We start from the raw sequence: 17,418 nt of genomic DNA, 5'->3' as shown, positions 1-17,418 counted from the left end.
TGAGCGCATGGTATGCCGAGGATGGTATCCATCTTTCCCATGGGAAGTCTGTCCGTTATGACAGGTCTGCCCAGGTCATTTCCTGGGAGAGCGCCGCAGAGCGTATCGGAGAGCTTTTGGAGAGCGGCCAGTTTGCCTCCAATGTAGAACTTACAGAAGCGGCAGGCTATGAACGATCCCTCCTTTCAGAAAAGCTCTGGCATCTGTACCACGATTTCAGCGAGGAAGCCAGAGAAGCCGGATATTTGTCCTGCCTGTCAGAGATCAAAGGAAATGGGTTCCCGGAGGAGACCCGCCGCCTGACGGAGCAGCTGAGTGACCCGGCTTTCCGCCAGACACTCAAGGAAGAATACGCTGCCTTCTGGACTGCCTATCAGCAGGACCGTGACCTGTTGCGTTTTCATTACCATAGACCAAGGGAGATCTGGGAGAACCTGAAGGACCTTGACCTGCCACGCAGGACCTTTTCTTCAGACCTTTCCCAAGTGCCAACCGTTCAGCGCTTCATTACCGAGGATGAGATTGACGCCGCCATAACCGGCGGCAGCAGTTTTGCCGGAGGAAAAGGTCGTATCTATGCCTTCTTCATGGAAAACCACACAGACAAAGAAAAAGTGAGATTCCTCAAAGACGAGTATGGCATTGGCGGACGCTCTCATGCACTGTCCGGCGCAACACACAGCGGTGAAGATCATGACGGGAAAGGGCTGCACTATAAAAAGCAGGACTGCCCGGATGTTCACTTGAACTGGGAAAATGTTGCCAAGCGCATTACCTCTCTTGTCCAGAAGGGCCGCTATCTTACCGAACAGGAACAGGCGCAGTATGACAAAATCCAGGCTGAAAAGGAACTGGCCGAAGAAGATGCCATCCAAGCCCAGCAGCCGGAGGTGGAGGAAGAAACTCCAAAGCCCACCCTTCGGGAGCAGTTTGAACAGTATAAGCCTGTGGTAACTGCCGCTATTTCCGAGGATGCCGCATACCGCAATGCCTGCGGTCATTCTGACCGTGAAAATGCTGTCATCGAGGGCAATGCTGCTGTGCGCCGTGCGGTCCTTGGTTCTAAGGATATGGAGCTGATCCGCCTTTATTCTGATATACCGGAGTTCCGCCAGCGTCTGCACCGGGAAGTGATCGACGAGACCTATCCAAAGCTCCATGAGCTTCTGCGCCCTCTTTCTCAGGAAGATATTGATACTGCCCTTTGTGCATGGAACGGCAATATCGAGAGTAAACACGCTGTTGTCCGCTATATGAAAGACCATGCAAGAGAAAAAGATACCGCCGCATGGCTGGCTCAGGAATACGGCGGCAGTAACAGCAACAGCCTGTTCGTTGTCCGTGCCGGCAGCCCGGAGGAAACGCAGCTGCCCTGGCCGAAGGTACAGCGCAGGCTTGCCCAGCTCATTCAGGAGGACCGGTTCTATACCGAAGAAGAACAGGACCGTTTTGACGACATCGACCCAATCGCCATCCGGGAAGCTCTGGAGGAAAGAGGGATTGTCAACGGCCAGGTGGCAGACCCGGAAAAACTGGACAATGATCCGTTTATCCAACAGGTGATGTCGGATGTAGAGCAGATCGCAGCTGCTGAGACAGAGCAGACTTCCGAAGTTGCTATTTCCGATGAGGAATATGATGCAGTTCGCCGCCCAACTCCGCAAAGAACATCCTATGACCCTGCTGCCCTGGTCTATGCCGTGGGCGATACCGTGTATATCGAGGATGACGCCTATCAGATCACCGAGCTGCGTGAGGACACCGTACAGCTTCTGCCCACCGGGATGGTATATCCCATCTACCGGGCAGAGCGCAAAGAACAGTTCGAGCAGCTGCTTCGGGCAGACCGCCGCAATGCTTACTATACCGAGTTTCTTCCTACTGACCCGGACAAGGCAGATCAGGACTTGCGGGATGTATTGGCTCATGGACTGATGGATGAAGCGGATAAAAAGAAGATTTCCACGCTGCTGCAATCCGGCAGGAGCAACAGCGAGATTGCCTACTGGCTGAGCAGAGCCTATTCCGGTGAGATCGAGACACTGAATCTGGAGACCGGCGATATTGCCGATTACCGTACCACGGCACAGGGCATAGAACTGGAAGTCATGGATGCAGAGGAAAAGCGTCTGGCTATGCTGTATTTCCGCTGGGATGAGGTTGCGCCTTTGCTGCGCGGGATGTATGCCCGTCAGCAGGACGGTTTTGGACAGGAACAGCCCCAACCGGCTACCGAATCCCCAACCTTCCATTCCGAGACCATGGCCGTCTATCCGGGCGATAAGAACAATCTGCCTTATGATGTGGTGGTGGAACGACTGCATATCGAGGAGCCGGAGCCACCAGCCCCTGTGACTGAGCCGGAGAAAACCTTTGAGGAAGTGCTGGACGAACACCCGGTTTCCATTCAGGTCAATGGCCAGTGGCAGACCTTCCCCAATGCCAAAGCTGCCGAGAAAGCCTCCTATGAGGAATACAAGGCTAACCTGCGCCGCAATGCAAAAAACTTTCGCATTACCGATGAGCATTTGGGCGAAGGCGGTCCGAAAGCCAAGTTCCAGGCAAATGTCAATGCGATTCGTTTGCTGAAAGAGCTGGAAGCTGCCGGACAGCAGGCGAGCCCCGAACAGCAGGAGGTTCTTTCTCGATACGTGGGCTGGGGCGGTCTCTCTGATGCGTTTGACCCGGAGAAACCGGCATGGGCTTTAGAGTATGCCCAGCTAAAAGAACTGCTGACCCCGGAGGAATATGCCGCCGCCAGAAGCTCTACCCTCAACGCCCATTACACCAGCCCTACGGTCATTCAGGCCATCTATGAAGCGGTGGACCGTATGGGATTTGAGACCGGAAATATTCTGGAGCCGTCTATGGGTGTGGGCAATTTCTTTGGTATGCTGCCGGAGAAAATGCGAAACAGCCGTCTGTACGGCGTGGAGCTGGACCCTGTTTCCGGGCACATCGCAAAGCAGCTCTATCCCAAGGCGGACATCACAGTAGGCGGCTTTGAGACCACCGACAGGCGTGACTTCTTTGACCTTGCCATCGGCAATGTGCCGTTCGGTCAGTATCAGGTCAACGACAAAGCCTACAACAAGTTGAATTTCAGTATTCATAACTATTTTTTTGCCAAAGCACTGGACCAGGTGCGTCCCGGCGGTGTGGTAGCTTTTGTGACCTCTCGATATACCATGGACGCCAAGGATTCCACCGTGCGCCGATATCTTGCCCAGCGTGCTGAGCTGCTGGGAGCTATCCGTCTGCCTAATGACGCGTTCAAAAAGAATGCCGGTGCCGAGGTGGTATCGGACATCATCTTCTTCCAAAAGCGGGACCACCCGTTGGACATCGTGCCGGAATGGACCCAGACCGGACAGACGGAGGACGGGTTTACCATCAACCGGTATTTTATCGACCATCCGGAAATGGTGCTGGGCAGACAGGAGCCGGTAAGCACTGCACATGGTATGGACTACACCGTGAACCCCATCGAGGGACTGAAGCTTTCCGACCAGCTGCATGATGCTGTGAAGTACATTCATGGCACTTATCAGGAGGCAGAGCTGCCGGAGCTGGGCGAAGGCGAAGCCATTGACACCTTCATTCCTGCCGATCCTAATGTGAAGAACTATTCCTATGCCATTGTAGACGGGCAGGTGTACTACCGGGAAAACAGCCGCATGGTGCGCCCGGATCTCAACACCACCGCAGAAGCCCGCGTAAAAGGTCTTGTGGGACTGCGTGATTGTGTGCAGGAACTGATCGACCTTCAGATGGATGCAGCGGTTCCGGACAGCACCATTACCCAAAAGCAGGCGGAACTGAACAGCCTGTATGACAGCTTTTCTGAAAAATATGGCCTTATCAATGACCGTGCAAACCGACTGGCCTATGCAGATGATTCTTCCTATTACCTGCTCTGTGCGCTGGAAGTCATCGACGAGGACGGAAAGCTGGAACGCAAGGCGGATATGTTCACCAAACGGACCATCAAGCCCCATCAGGCGGTGGCTGTGGTGGATACAGCAAGCGAAGCACTGGCGGTGTCTATCTCGGAAAAAGCCTGCGTGAATATGAGCTATATGAGCCAGCTTACCGGAAAAACAAAAGAAGAACTGGCCGGAGAGCTGCAAGGCGTAATCTTCCGTGTACCGGGACAGTTGGAGAAAGACGGCACACCCCATTATGTGACTGCTGATGAATACCTTTCCGGCAATGTACGCCGCAAACTGCGTCAGGCGCAGCGGGCGGCACAGCAGGACCCGGTTTATGCAGTCAATGTGGAAGCTCTTACCGCCGCCCAGCCCAAAGACCTGGATGCGTCGGAGATCGAGGTGCGTCTGGGCGCTACCTGGATCGACAAAGAGTACATCCAGCAGTTTATGTACGAGACCTTCAACACCCCGTTTTATCTCCAGCGCAGTATCGAGGTCAACTATTCGTCCTTTACCGCTGAATGGCAGATCAAGGGGAAATCTTCTGTATCTTACAACGATGTGGCAGCCTACACCACCTACGGAACCAGCCGTGCCAACGCCTACAAGATTTTGGAGGACAGCCTGAATCTGCGAGATGTCCGTATCTATGACACCATAGAGGACGCAGACGGAAAAGAGCGCCGCATGCTGAACGCCAAGGAGACCACCCTGGCTGCTCAAAAACAGCAGGCGATCCGGGAAGCCTTTAGGGACTGGATCTGGAGAGACCCGGAGCGCCGCCAGACTTTGGTGCGCCAGTACAACGAAGAAATGAACTCTACCCGTCCCCGTGAGTATGATGGAAGCCATATCACTTTTGGCGGCATGAACCCAGCCATTACCCTGCGGGAACACCAGAAAAGCGCCATCGCCCATGTGCTGTATGGAGGAAATACCCTGTTGGCACATGAAGTAGGCGCAGGCAAAACTTTTGAGATGGTGGCCGCTGCGATGGAAGCCAAACGCCTGGGACTGTGCCAGAAATCTCTCTTTGTGGTTCCCAACCACCTGACTGAGCAGTGGGCATCGGAGTTTCTGCGCCTCTATCCTTCTGCCAACATCTTAGTCACAACCAAAAAGGACTTTGAGACCCATAACCGCAAGAAGTTCTGCGCCCGTATTGCGACCGGTGACTACGACGCCATCATCATGGGACACAGCCAGTTTGAGCGTATCCCCATCAGCCGGGAGCGTCAGGAACGGCTTCTCTATGAGCAGATCGACGAGATCACCGAGGGTATCGCAGAGGTGCAGGCCAGCGGCGGCGAGCGTTTTACCGTCAAGCAGCTGGAGCGTACCAGAAAGTCTCTGGAAGCCAGACTGGAAAAGCTGCAAGCCGAGGGGCGAAAAGATGATGTGGTAACTTTTGAGCAGCTGGGTGTGGACCGGCTGTTTGTGGACGAGGCCCACAACTACAAGAACCTGTTTTTATACACAAAAATGCGGAATGTGGCTGGTCTTTCCACATCGGACGCGCAGAAATCCTCCGATATGTTTGCCAAGTGCCGCTATATGGATGAGATCACCGGAAACCGTGGCGTGATCTTTGCCACCGGTACACCGGTCAGCAACTCCATGACCGAGCTTTACACCATGCAGCGTTATCTTCAATATGAACGCCTGCAAGAACTGAACATGACCCACTTCGACTGCTGGGCTTCCCGATTTGGGGAGACCGTCACAGCATTGGAGCTGGCACCGGAAGGCACCGGATACCGGGCAAGAACGAGATTCAGCAAGTTCTTTAATCTGCCGGAGCTGATGAACCTGTTCAAAGAAGTGGCGGACATTAAGACTGCCGACCAGTTAAATCTCCCTACCCCGGAAGTGGAGTACCACAACATCGTGGCGCAGCCCACCGAACATCAGCAGGAAATGGTCAAGACCCTTTCGGAGCGCGCATCGCTGGTACACAGCGGAACTGTTGACCCGTCCCAGGATAACATGCTCAAGATTACCTCGGATGGCCGTAAGTTGGGGCTTGACCAGAGGATCGTCAACCAGATGCTGCCGGACGAACCTGGCACAAAGGTCAATCAGTGTGTGGACAACATCATGCAGATCTGGCGGGACGGCAAAGCTGACAAGCTGACCCAGCTGGTGTTCTGCGACATTTCTACACCACAGGCCAAAGCTCCTGCAAGCAAGGCGGCGAAAACGCTGGATAATCCACTGCTTCACGCATTGGAAGGCGCTGTGCCTCTGCCGGAACAGGAACCGACCTTTACGGTATATGACGATATTCGTCAGAAACTCATTGCTCAGGGGATGCCTGCCGACCAGATCGCTTTTATCCATGAAGCCAATACCGAAGTGCGGAAAAAGGAGCTGTTCTCTAAAGTCCGTACCGGTCAGGTTCGTGTCCTTTTGGGCAGCACCGCCAAGATGGGCGCAGGCACCAATGTGCAGGACCGTCTGGTGGCACTTCATGATCTGGATTGTCCGTGGAGACCCGGAGACCTTGCCCAGAGAAAGGGGCGTATCGAGCGTCAGGGCAACCAGAACCCCCTTGTTCATGTGTACCGCTATGTGACCGAGGGAACCTTTGACGCATACCTCTGGCAGACAGTGGAGAACAAGCAGAAATTCATCAGCCAGATCATGACTTCTAAATCGCCGGTGCGCTCCTGCGATGATGTGGATGAAACCGCCCTCAGTTTTGCAGAGATTAAGGCTTTGTGTGCCGGAGACCCCCGTATCAAAGAGCGTATGGATTTGGATGTGGAGGTATCCCGCCTGAAGCTGATGAAAGCCGACCACCAGAGCAAGCAATATCGTCTGGAGGACCAGCTGCTCAAATACTTCCCGGAGGAGATTGAAAAGCACAAGGGCTTTATCAAGGGCTTTGAATCTGACCTTGAGGTTTTGGCAGCTCACCCACACCCGGAGGACGGCTTTGCCGGTATGGAGATCCGTGGCGACCTGCTGACCGATAAGGAGAACGCCGGTGCAGCCCTTTTGGATGCCTGCAAGGAGGTCAAAACCTCCGATCCGGTGCAGATCGGCAGCTACCGGGGCTATGCCATGTCCGTGGAATTTTCCGCTTGGAAACAGGAATATACGCTCCTGCTGAAAGGACAGATGACCCACAGGGCAACCCTTGGTACAGACCCTCGCGGAAATCTTACCCGTATCGACAATGCCCTCGCCCAGATGCCCCAGCGTCTGGAGGCGGCAAAGGCACAGCTGGATAATCTCTATCAGCAGCAGGCTGCCGCAAAGGAGGAAGTCGGAAAGCCATTCCTTTATGAAGAAGAACTGAGAAGCAAAAACGCCCGCCTGGTGGAGCTGGATACCCTGCTCAACATCGACGGAAAGGGACCGGCACACGATGAAGCTGTCGTTGCCAAAAGCACACGGCCTTCGGTATTGGACCATCTGAAACGCCCGGTGCCGCCCCGCAGTACAGATAAGAAACCAAAACAGCATGAGGAGGTGCGATAACATGAATACCAACGATCTGAATACGGCTCTTTATGAAAAGATGGCTGCTGAGCAGGACAAATTCAGGGACTGGCTGAAAAGCCAGCCCCCGGAAGAAATCCTGCACCACACCTATGAGTATACTGTCCGTGAGGACATCGTGATGGCGATGGAGGAACTGGAGCTGACCGACGCCCAGGCTCAGGCACTTTTGGAATCTCCCTCGCCGCTGGCGGATGTGTACCGCTATTTTGAAAAGCTGGAGACCGGCCACATGGATGTGATCCGGGACAGTATTGAAAGTCGAGCCGATGATGTGTGCAGAGCTAAAGAGGAACTGCGAACAACACCGGTCTATCCCTACTCTGCCGCCTATGCGAGAGAACATGGGGAGCTGGAGCAGTACCGAACTTCCAACAATGTAAATCTCCAATGCAAGGAGTCCATTGAAGCGGCGGTGCGGGAACACTTCGACGGAATGTATCTCAGTCACGATGCGGCAAAGGGTGTGATCGAGAACTATGGCATGGAGCGTGTGGCGCTGGTCCTTGCCAACACCGTCCAGCTTCAGGACTGGGATGGGCGTTACTCCCGACGCAATAAGGAATGGGCTAAGACCATTCCCAACGATAATCCCGAAACTGTCCGTTGTGGTTATGTCCTGAACAGCCACCCTGCTGTACTGGATGGTTTTATTGATTTGGTGCGAGAAGAACAGCAGCTCAGCCGTACTCAGGGAGAAAAGATACAACCGTCCCGTCCCTCTGTACGGGATAAGCTCAAGCAGGAACTGCCTGCCCACAAGCCTGCCGCCCCGAAGAAACGGGAACCGGAGCGATAACTATGGCAAAGCGTAAGCGGGATGTTCCGGTGCTGTTTTGGGTATCCGCAGAGGAACTGGAGCTGATCCATCAAAAGATGCAGCAATACGGGACAGAAAATTTGAGTGCCTATCTGCGGAAAATGGCACTGGATGGGTATGTGGTGCAGCTGGATCTGCCGGAACTGAAGGAGCTGGTCTCCCTGATGCGCCGAAGCAGCAACAACTTGAATCAGCTGACCCGTAAAGTGCATGAGACCGGGCGGGTTTATGATGCTGATTTGGAGGATATATCCCAGCGGCAGGAACAACTGTGGGAGGGGGTGAAGGAAATCCTTACCCAGCTTTCTAAACTTTCATAACAGGGAAAGATACTCCATTTGCGGAGGGAGGAACGGCGTTTCTTCGCCGCATCTCCCTCCGCTTTTTCTTTTTGCCGGTATCCTTGTCTTTTGCCTGTCCGTACCGGATAATATGAGTAGAGCAAGAAGCGTAGCAAAGGAGTGAAAACAGATGCTGACCTTTGAAAAAGTGTTGGAGATTTTTGCGGACTATCTGGCCGCAGACGAGACCACCGAAGTTTATATCAGCCGTCATGGATGTGTAAGGGTTGAATTTGACCAAGACTTTCGCTATTGCACCGGCGAGGTGTGCCATACTCCCAAGGAACTGTTCGACCTCTTAGCTGATGATTACCGGACTTATCTGGAGATTGAACTGACCAAAGGTAAACGGGAAGTGACGGAAGATGATGAGAGAGAAGCAGATGCCCTGTGTAAACGGCATCTGGAGCGTTGGAAGGAGGAACTGGAATGAAGATTTTGAAATGCCTGTTGATGATCGTAACTGCGCCGGTTATTTTGGTGCTGACACTTTTTGTCTGGCTCTGCACGGGGCTGATCTACATATCCGGTCTGGTGCTTGGTCTGTTCAGCATGGTGATTGCTCTGCTTGGCGTGGCTGTGCTGATTACCTATTCCCCGCAGAACGGTGTGATTTTGCTGGTTATGGCATTTTTGATTAGCCCGATGGGGCTGCCGCTGGCTGCGATCTGGCTGCTGGGCAAGGTGCAGAGTTTGAAATTTGCAATTCAGGAGTTGGTTTATGGATAAAATACGCAAAACTATAAAAAATGATACACGGTGGATCTATAATTACCTTATTTACTTTCGTGCTATATTCGTGTATAATAGTAGCACGAAAGGAAGTGATGATCGTGACCAGATCAGAACGGTTTGAGCAATTAGACAGACTTCTGACCGAGCATGATGGGATGCTACAAACTGCGCAGGTAATTGCCAGCGGAATTGTAAAGCCCATTTTTTATGAATATGTTAAAGAGAAAAATCTTCAACAGGTTGCCCATGGTATTTATGTCTCCGAAGATGCCTGGGTAGATGCTATGTTCCTTTTGCATCTGCGGTGTAATCAGGCAGTGTTTTCCCATGAATCGGCCTTGTTTTTTCATGATTTGACTGACAGAGAACCCTCCAAATATTCTGTTACAGTACGGCGTGGTTATAGTCCGACTCGCTTAAAAGCAGAAGGGCTATCTGTTTACACCATGAAGCCAGAGTTATTTGATGTTGGGTTGTCCAGCGGTCAGACACCTTTTGGGCATACCGTACCGGTTTATGATATGGAGCGAACGATCTGTGATTTGCTCAGAAGCCGCAGTAGAATTGAAATTCAAACCTTTCAGGGGGCATTGAAAGCGTATGCTCGTAGAAAAGATAAGAACCTGCGAGCTTTAATGCAATATGCTGGGATGTTCAAGGTGGAAAAAATTTTACGACAGTATTTGGAGGTACTTTTATGATAAAAACAGCAAGGCAGCTTAAAGATTTAATACGAAACCTTTCCAGAGAAAAATCCGCAGATGCTCAGATTTTAATGAGGAACTACATGATGGAGCGTTTTTTGGAGCGTATTTCTCTTTCTGAGTATCGTGATAAGTTTATCTTGAAGGGTGGTATGTTGGTAGCGGCTATGGTTGGATTGGATGCCCGTTCTACGATGGATTTGGATGCAACCATAAAAGGAGCCAATGTCAATGTGGAGGATATTGAGAATCTAATTTCATCAATCGTAACTGTTCCGATTGATGATGGTGTTAAATTTCAGCTGAAAAGTATTTCGGAGATTATGGATGAAGCAGAGTATCCAGGGATTCGTGTCAGCATGAGTACAACATTCGATGGCGTAGTGACCCCTTTGAAAATTGATATTTCTACGGGAGATGCGATTACACCAAGAGAGGTCCGGTATTCATTCAAACTTATGTTGGAAGATCGCTTCATTGATATTTGGGCTTATAATTTAGAAACTGTGCTGGCAGAAAAATTGGAAACCATTATTACCAGAACCACAACTAATACCCGCATGAGAGATTTCTACGATATTTACATTTTAGAACAGCTACATGGAACCACACTGAACCCAAATATTTTACATGATGCACTTCTGGCAACTGCCCATAAACGGGGATCTGAGAAGTATCTTAACCAGGCTGAAGAAGTTTTTAACGAAGTAGAAAATGATTCGGTTATGCAAAAACTTTGGGAGGCATACCGTAAAAAGTTTTCTTATGCTTCTGATTTGGAATGGGATGTGATTATGAAAGCAATTCGCAGGTTATATGCACTTTGCGAGAAAGGTATCAGCTTATGAAAAAGCATGGACATTATTGTAAAATTTGTGGCGAATACAAAGCCAACGAAAAATTTTCAGGCAAAGGTCATGCAGCCCACATTTGTAAATCCTGTGCTTCGCTACCAGCAGAAAAGCAGGCTGAACTGATGACACTGAATCGTCTTTTGAATCTTCCATGGAGGCTATCGAAAGAGCAGTTGTCCTGGCTGAAAAATCGACTAAAGGATAGGCGGCCTGATGTCCGTGCATTGGCGCAAGAGCAATATGAAATGAGATTTCCACCAAGACATTTAGAAGATGATGAGTTCAATTATTTCGATGAAAAAGTTTTATAGAATAGTGAAAGCGGTCTGCTACGGCAGGCCGTTTTCTTTTCGGAAAGGAGGTCTGACCTATGGCAACAACCCGCATCATGCCGCTTCATGTCGGCAAGGGCCGCATAGAAAGTCGGGCGATCAGTGACATCATCGACTATGTGGCCAATCCAAAGAAAACAGATAACGGCAGGCTCATTACCGGCTATGCTTGTGACAGCCGGACTGCGGATGCAGAGTTTCTTCTGGCAAAGCGGCAGTACATTGCCGCTACCGGGCGAGTGCGCGGTGCGGATGATGTGATTGCCTATCATGTGCGCCAGTCTTTCCGCCCCGGCGAAATCACCCCGGAAGAAGCAAACAGGCTGGGTGTAGAATTTGCCAAGCGTTTTACCAAAGGCAATCATGCCTTTGTGGTCTGCACCCACATAGACAAGTCGCACATTCATAATCACATTATCTGGTCATCAGTCAGCTTGGAATATGACCGGAAATTCCGAAACTTTTGGGGCAGCACCAAGGCGGTTCGGCGGCTAAGTGACACCATCTGTATTGAGAATGGACTGTCCATTGTAGAGAATCCGAACCCTCACGGAAAGAGCTATAACAAATGGCTGGGCGATCAGGCAAAGCCCTCTCACCGAGAGCTGCTTCGTGTGGCGATTGACAACGCATTATCACAAAGCCCTGCTAATTTTGAGGAACTGCTGAAGTTGCTGCAAGAGTCCGGCTGTGAAGTATCAAAGCGCGGGAAATCGTATCGCCTGAAGCTCCCCGGCTGGGAGAAAGCAGCCCGCGTGGACAGTCTGGGCGAAGGGTATGGAGTGGAAGAATTGCGGGCAGTTCTCTCCGGGAAGAAAGCGCATACCCCACGAAAGAAAACAGTCACACAGGCAGAGCCGCCGAAGGTCAATCTGCTGGTGGACATTCAGGCAAAATTGCAGGCAGGAAAAGGTGCTGGCTATGCTCGTTGGGCCAAGGTTTTCAATCTGAAACAAATGGCACAGACCATGAATTACTTGTCAGAGCATAACCTGCTGGAGTATGCGATTTTAGAAGAAAAGGCTGCGGCTGCCACGGCACATCACAATGAGCTTTCGGCGCAGATCAAAGCGGCTGAAAAGCGCATGGCAGAGATTGCTGTTTTGCGTACTCACATCGTAAATTATGCCAAGACCCGTGAGGTCTATGTGGCATACCGCAAGGCCGGCTACTCTAAGAAATTCCGGGAAGAACATGAGGAAGAAATTCTGCTCCACCAGGCTGCCAAGAATGCCTTTGATGAAATGGGAGTCAAGAAGCTGCCTAAGGTTAAAGAGTTGCAGACGGAGTACGCAAAATTGCTGGAAGAAAAGAAAAAGACCTATGCCGAGTACCGGCGTTCCCGTGAGGAAATGCGGGAGCTTTTGACGGCAAAGGCCAATGTGGATCGAGTGCTGAAAATGGAGGTAGAACAGGATGTTGAAAAAGAAAAAGACCACGGCCAGCGGTAAGCTGGTCCTGGTCAAAAGCGTTCGCAGAACGCGCAGCCACAGAATGAAATTCTGTGTTCAAAGGGGCTTGGGGGCGCTGCCCTCAACAAGCAAGCGGAGAGAAAAATCATGGAGGGATTTTGCACTCTGCGGGTCGGTGTGTATTAACACCGGCATTGCTTGCCACTTTTGTTCGCAAACAATATCCGTATCCTTTACACGATGATTTACTTTTATTATCATAGTCGTAATAAGTATATAAACTACTTACATATAAGCACCTAAAATATGAAAGGGCTGATAAAATGATGACCTTTGAAAAGGTTTTAGAAGTATTCAACGATTACCTAAATAAAGATAGTGTTTTGGAGGTGGTGAACACTAAGCGAGGATACACCGTTATGATTTGGGATGAAAAAGATGAGCAATGGTTTGGTGTGGAACATTGCAAAGCCCCCGAGCTTTTACGGGATGCCTTACTTGATGGCTATCGTGATTTTTTAGAGCAACAACTTACTCATAACCGCAGGAGTTTAACCGAAACAGAAATCTTAGATATTCAAAACCGATGTGAACAGCTTTATGATTTGTGTGGAGAATAAAAAAATAACCTAAAAAGTGCGATAGCCTGTGTAGGTGTCGCACTTTTTTCAGTTGGCTTGGCTTACGAAAACAGCGTTAATTATTCCGCAGTTTCTCTTGCCTTTTTCAAGCCTTGAGCCGTAGCTTCCATCACGATAAGCTCCTTTTCTTCCATATCATTCAACAGTACATCAACTTGTTTGCGGCGATTGTTGTCGCCATCTTCATTGCATGGAAAAAAGAACTGGTCTACAGAGATGTCAAGCAAGGTAGTAATGAGATAAAATTTGTTAAGCCTTGGGTGCTGCCCCCTGTTCTCTATATACATAATAGAGCGTGGCGTAAGGTCTACCAGTTGGGCAAGATATTCCTGTGTCCACCCTTTTGCTTCCCGAGCTTTTTTTATCGCTATACCTAACGGCTTAAAATCAAGTTTTCTTTCATCTTGGTACATTTTAATATCATCCTATATCATTGTACATTTCGGGTGATGATATTTGAACGAAGTATGATTTTATGTTTAGTAGTGTATAATTTCGTATTAGTGGAGAGAAACTTGCTATTATTCGTCATTCCGTATATAATAATTATATACTCTTTGCGAAAGGAAGTTGATATTATGAATTACATTTCTGTGAAAGCCGCTTCTGAAAAATGGGGCATATCGGAAAGACGGATACAAAAATTATGTGAGGAAAATCGCATTGACGGAACTGAAAAATTTGGTCGTGCATGGATGATACCAAAAGATGCAGAAAAACCCGTTGATGGACGTATGAAAACAAGGAACAAACAGGAGGAGAATCATGGAATTTAATGAAAAGCTACAACAGCTTAGGACTGGAAAGAACTTAACGCAGGAACAACTTGCGGAGCAATTATATGTATCAAGAACAGCCATTTCAAAATGGGAAAGCGGCAAGGGTTACCCTAACATTGAGTCGCTCAAGTGTATTTCTAAATTCTTTTCTGTGACCATAGATGAACTGCTATCGGGCGAAGAACTGATTACACTTGCCGAAACTGAAAATCGTTCCAACTTGAAAAAAATTTACAGTTTCATTTATGGAATATTAGATATGATGGCGGTTACTTTTATACTTTTGCCGTTGTATGGTAACCTTGTTGACGGATGTATTTATTCTGTCAATCTACTTTCATTTACAGACACTACCCCAATATATCTTGCAATCTATTGGATTGTTTTTATTGTTTTGATTGCACTTGGGATAGCGAAACTGATGTGTGTTTGTTTTGAAAAGGAATCATGGAGCAACATAATCACAAAATGCTCTCTCGTGCTGAGTACGCTTTTTATCTGCTTCTTCGCTGCGGCAAGACAACCCTATGTAACCGCCCTTATGTTTCTGCTATTTGTTGCTAAAATATTTGTCTGGATAAAGCAAACCCAAACAAAGTAAAATGCCATAAACCCTTTAAAATAGGCTCTGACACGATAAGTGTCGGAGCTTTTTTCGTGCTGACATCTATTGTGTCGGCATTGTGACGGTAGATTTCTTGGCTTCTATGCAATACTCGTGGATAATAAGATTGTGGTCAGCGAAAACAAGAACAGCAACCCACGGAAAGGAGAATCAAATATGGATTATATCATTGAAACAGAAAATCTTACGAAGCGATACGGAACAGCCACCGTTGTCGATAAGGTAAATCTTCATGTGCCAAAGGGCAAAATTTATGGTTTGCTCGGCAGAAACGGAGCAGGCAAAACCACAGCAATGAAAATGATGTTGCAGCTTGCTTTCCCAACGGAGGGAACGGTACGCTTGTTTGGCACAAACTATAAGGAAAATATCCATACCCTTTATAGCAAAGTAGGCTCTATTATCGAAACACCGGGATTTTACAGTAATTTAACAGGGTATGAGAATTTGCAAATTCTCGCTAAACTGCGAGGGGGAGTATCTAAAAGTGGAGTAGAAAAAGCTCTTGAAGTTGTGGGGCTGCATAAGGAGAAAAGAAAAGTCTTTTCCGATTATTCCCTCGGAATGAAGCAACGGCTTGGTATTGCCGCCGCCATTATGCACGAGCCGGAGCTTTTAATACTTGACGAACCGATTAACGGACTTGACCCCATTGGAATAGTTGAAATACGCTCATTTTTATCTGAACTTAGTCACAATCATGGCATTACCATTTTTATCTCAAGCCATGTTTTAAGCGAGATTGAACAGATAGCAGATATTATCGGCGTTATGCACGAGGGGCATTTAGTAGAGGAAGTGAATATATCCGAGCTTCACAAAAGGAATCGAAAATACATTCAATTTGATTTATCTGACAGTGAGATAGCCGGAAAGATTTTAGAAAACCACTACCACATGACGGATTTTACAGTGCAGGACGGTACGGTGAGAATTTATGACTTTAGCCAAAGTGTTGGAGAAATCAATCGAGAATTTGCACGAAATGGACTGCTCGTGACAAGGATAAATGATAGTGAGGAAAACTTAGAGGACTACTTTTCTAAACTGATTGGAGGTGGCGGTATTGCTTAATCTTATTTCTTGTGAATTATTAAAACTAAAGCGTTCAAAAATGGTGCTAATTAGTGTGGCAGGGGTATTATCTACCCCACTTTTGATGTTAATAGAAGCCTTGCAAACACATTTTGATAAGCCGGAGATTATCTTTACCTTGTCTGACATATACAGCGACAGTGTACTGTATATCATGCTGCTGGTAAACATTATGATATATGTGGCAATTGCAGCTTACTTGTTTAGCAGAGAGTACACAGAAAGCACCCTCAAAACCATATTGCCCATACCCATTTCAAGGACAAAACTATTAATTGGAAAATTTTGCACCCTGCTTCTTTGGATTGTTATGCTAACCCTTGTAACATGGGCAGGTATATTTATCGTTTGTGGGCTATATGACGCTGTCTTTACATTGGAGGGATATAGCTTACTAGTGGCAATAGTATGGCTCCCCAAGTTTTTGTTTGGCAGTATCCTGATGTTTTTAACAGTTTCTCCTTTTGTGTTTGTTGCTATGAAAACAAAAGGATTTGTCGCCCCGATGATTGGCTCTGCCGTGATTGTCATGGGAAGTGCCGCACTTTCAAATCAAGAATGGGGAGCGTTGTATCCGTGGACAGCCACCTATTTCTTGGTGCAGGGTAAACTTCAGAGTACCGGCTATCCTACACTGCTGTCTGTATCTATTATTATTCTTGTATCAGCAGTTGGTTTTCTTATGACCTTTCATCATTTTAAAAAGGAGGATTTGAAATAATGGTACTTGATTTTATAGAAATTTTAAAAGTTATTTTTCTTGGAATTGTTGAGGGTATTACTGAGTGGCTACCTATCAGCAGCACAGGACATATGATTCTTGTGGACGAATTTATCACACTTAATATGAGCGAAGCATTTAAAGAAATGTTTTTTGTTGTTATTCAACTTGGAGCTATACTCGCAGTGGTTGTAATGTTTTGGAACAAGATGTTTCCCTTTCAATTTAAGAACAAAGCACAGTCAATTGTTAAAAAGGATACTTTCTCGTTGTGGTTCAAGGTTGCGGTAGCTTGTGTACCGTCAGCTATTATGGGGATTCTATTTGATGATTATTTGGATGCTTACCTCCAAACCCCCATTGTGATTTCAATCATGTTAATCTTTTATGGTTTGTTATTCATTCTCATAGAAAATTGGAATAAAAAGCGTACTCCTACTACTATGGCACTTTCTGACATCAGCTATAAAACAGCAATCTTGATAGGGGCATTTCAAGTGTTATCACTTATACCCGGCACATCACGGTCGGGAGCAACGATTATAGGTGCTTTACTCATAGGAGTTTCACGAGTGGCAGCAGCAGAGTTTACTTTTTTCCTCGCAGTACCTACTATGCTTGGAGCAAGTGCTTTTAAGCTGTTAAAATTCGGGTTTGAATTTACAAGTGCAGAACTGCTCGCTCTTGTTCTCGGTATGGCTGTGGCATTTGCGGTATCTGTCTTAGTAATTAAATTCCTAATGAACTTTATCAAAAAACATGATTTTAAGGTGTTTGGTTGGTATCGAATTGTGCTTGGTATACTTGTTGTACTTATAAAATCTTAATAATGCGTTTTCTTTGTGCGCGAATAAAAATGCCAGCTGGTCCTTAAGATCAGCTGGCATTTTTGTTTCTGGGGATGGAAAACAACCCAGAGA

16 protein-coding genes are annotated in these 17,418 nt (G+C 48.0%); 15 read left to right on the top strand and 1 reads right to left on the bottom strand.

Annotated features, from left to right (window positions below; translation table 11 throughout):
* Positions 1 to 587 precede the first annotated feature (587 nt).
* The 10 genes from ACZ5C4_RS15435 to ACZ5C4_RS15390 all read left to right on the top strand — a co-directional run bounded on the left by ACZ5C4_RS15435 (position 588) and on the right by ACZ5C4_RS15390 (position 13,257).
* Positions 588 to 7,418 carry an SNF2-related protein gene (locus ACZ5C4_RS15435; protein ID WP_464522360.1) on the top strand — a complete coding sequence of 2,277 codons (6,831 nt, stop codon included), beginning with the start codon at positions 588 to 590 and terminating at the stop codon, positions 7,416 to 7,418.
* 1 nt (position 7,419) lies between these two features.
* Positions 7,420 to 8,238: a DUF3848 domain-containing protein gene (locus ACZ5C4_RS15430; protein ID WP_262395555.1), complete on the top strand. Its 819-nt coding sequence runs from the start codon at positions 7,420 to 7,422 to the stop codon at positions 8,236 to 8,238.
* A 2-nt stretch (positions 8,239 to 8,240) separates the two neighbouring features.
* Positions 8,241 to 8,579, top strand: coding sequence for a plasmid mobilization protein (locus tag ACZ5C4_RS15425; RefSeq protein ID WP_062807342.1), 339 nt, complete (start codon positions 8,241 to 8,243; stop codon positions 8,577 to 8,579).
* Positions 8,580 to 8,730: 151 nt separating this feature from the next.
* The gene (locus ACZ5C4_RS15420) at positions 8,731 to 9,033 is read left to right on the top strand and encodes a hypothetical protein (protein ID WP_062807341.1); all 303 of its coding nucleotides are present in this window, start codon (positions 8,731 to 8,733) and stop codon (positions 9,031 to 9,033) included.
* Positions 9,030 to 9,329, top strand: coding sequence for a CD1845 family protein (locus ACZ5C4_RS15415; protein WP_062807340.1), 300 nt, complete (start codon positions 9,030 to 9,032; stop codon positions 9,327 to 9,329). The genes ACZ5C4_RS15420 and ACZ5C4_RS15415 overlap by 4 nt, the downstream gene beginning before the upstream one ends.
* A gap of 161 nt (positions 9,330 to 9,490) precedes the next feature.
* On the top strand, positions 9,491 to 10,036 hold the full coding sequence (locus ACZ5C4_RS15410; protein WP_442856778.1) for a type IV toxin-antitoxin system AbiEi family antitoxin domain-containing protein: 546 nt from the start codon (positions 9,491 to 9,493) through the stop codon (positions 10,034 to 10,036).
* Positions 10,033 to 10,887, top strand: coding sequence for a nucleotidyl transferase AbiEii/AbiGii toxin family protein (locus ACZ5C4_RS15405; protein WP_062807339.1), 855 nt, complete (start codon positions 10,033 to 10,035; stop codon positions 10,885 to 10,887). The genes ACZ5C4_RS15410 and ACZ5C4_RS15405 overlap by 4 nt, the downstream gene beginning before the upstream one ends.
* On the top strand, positions 10,884 to 11,204 hold the full coding sequence (locus ACZ5C4_RS15400) for a hypothetical protein (RefSeq protein WP_054355235.1): 321 nt from the start codon (positions 10,884 to 10,886) through the stop codon (positions 11,202 to 11,204). The genes ACZ5C4_RS15405 and ACZ5C4_RS15400 overlap by 4 nt, the downstream gene beginning before the upstream one ends.
* A gap of 59 nt (positions 11,205 to 11,263) precedes the next feature.
* Positions 11,264 to 12,676, top strand: a complete 1,413-nt coding sequence (locus ACZ5C4_RS15395; RefSeq protein ID WP_062807338.1) for a relaxase/mobilization nuclease domain-containing protein — start codon at positions 11,264 to 11,266, stop codon at positions 12,674 to 12,676.
* A gap of 284 nt (positions 12,677 to 12,960) precedes the next feature.
* A complete protein-coding gene (locus ACZ5C4_RS15390) occupies positions 12,961 to 13,257 on the top strand; it encodes a hypothetical protein (protein ID WP_002576327.1) in 297 nt (98 codons plus the stop codon).
* Positions 13,258 to 13,337: 80 nt separating this feature from the next.
* Here ACZ5C4_RS15390 and ACZ5C4_RS15385 read toward each other — a convergent pair whose 3' ends face one another.
* Entirely contained in the window at positions 13,338 to 13,691 is a 354-nt protein-coding gene (locus ACZ5C4_RS15385; RefSeq protein WP_002576326.1) for a helix-turn-helix domain-containing protein, read from the bottom strand.
* A 165-nt stretch (positions 13,692 to 13,856) separates the two neighbouring features.
* Here ACZ5C4_RS15385 and ACZ5C4_RS15380 point away from each other — a divergent pair, with 165 nt between their 5' ends.
* The 5 genes from ACZ5C4_RS15380 to bcrD all read left to right on the top strand — a co-directional run bounded on the left by ACZ5C4_RS15380 (position 13,857) and on the right by bcrD (position 17,325).
* On the top strand, positions 13,857 to 14,054 hold the full coding sequence (locus ACZ5C4_RS15380) for a helix-turn-helix domain-containing protein (RefSeq protein ID WP_009246557.1): 198 nt from the start codon (positions 13,857 to 13,859) through the stop codon (positions 14,052 to 14,054).
* Entirely contained in the window at positions 14,044 to 14,658 is a 615-nt protein-coding gene (bcrR, locus tag ACZ5C4_RS15375) for a bacitracin resistance transcriptional activator BcrR (RefSeq protein ID WP_464521775.1), read from the top strand. The genes ACZ5C4_RS15380 and bcrR overlap by 11 nt, the downstream gene beginning before the upstream one ends.
* A gap of 180 nt (positions 14,659 to 14,838) precedes the next feature.
* The gene (gene bcrA / locus ACZ5C4_RS15370) at positions 14,839 to 15,756 is read left to right on the top strand and encodes a bacitracin ABC transporter ATP-binding protein BcrA (protein WP_002576324.1); all 918 of its coding nucleotides are present in this window, start codon (positions 14,839 to 14,841) and stop codon (positions 15,754 to 15,756) included.
* Positions 15,749 to 16,498, top strand: a complete 750-nt coding sequence (locus tag ACZ5C4_RS15365; RefSeq protein ID WP_002576323.1) for an ABC transporter permease — start codon at positions 15,749 to 15,751, stop codon at positions 16,496 to 16,498. Before bcrA ends, ACZ5C4_RS15365 begins: the two co-directional genes overlap by 8 nt.
* Positions 16,498 to 17,325: a bacitracin resistance undecaprenyl-diphosphatase BcrD gene (bcrD, locus tag ACZ5C4_RS15360; protein ID WP_002576322.1), complete on the top strand. Its 828-nt coding sequence runs from the start codon at positions 16,498 to 16,500 to the stop codon at positions 17,323 to 17,325. The genes ACZ5C4_RS15365 and bcrD overlap by 1 nt, the downstream gene beginning before the upstream one ends.
* Positions 17,326 to 17,418 lie beyond the last annotated feature (93 nt).

Source organism: Mediterraneibacter flintii, assembly GCF_055387595.1.
This window is presented reverse-complemented; position numbering and strand designations above follow the sequence as displayed.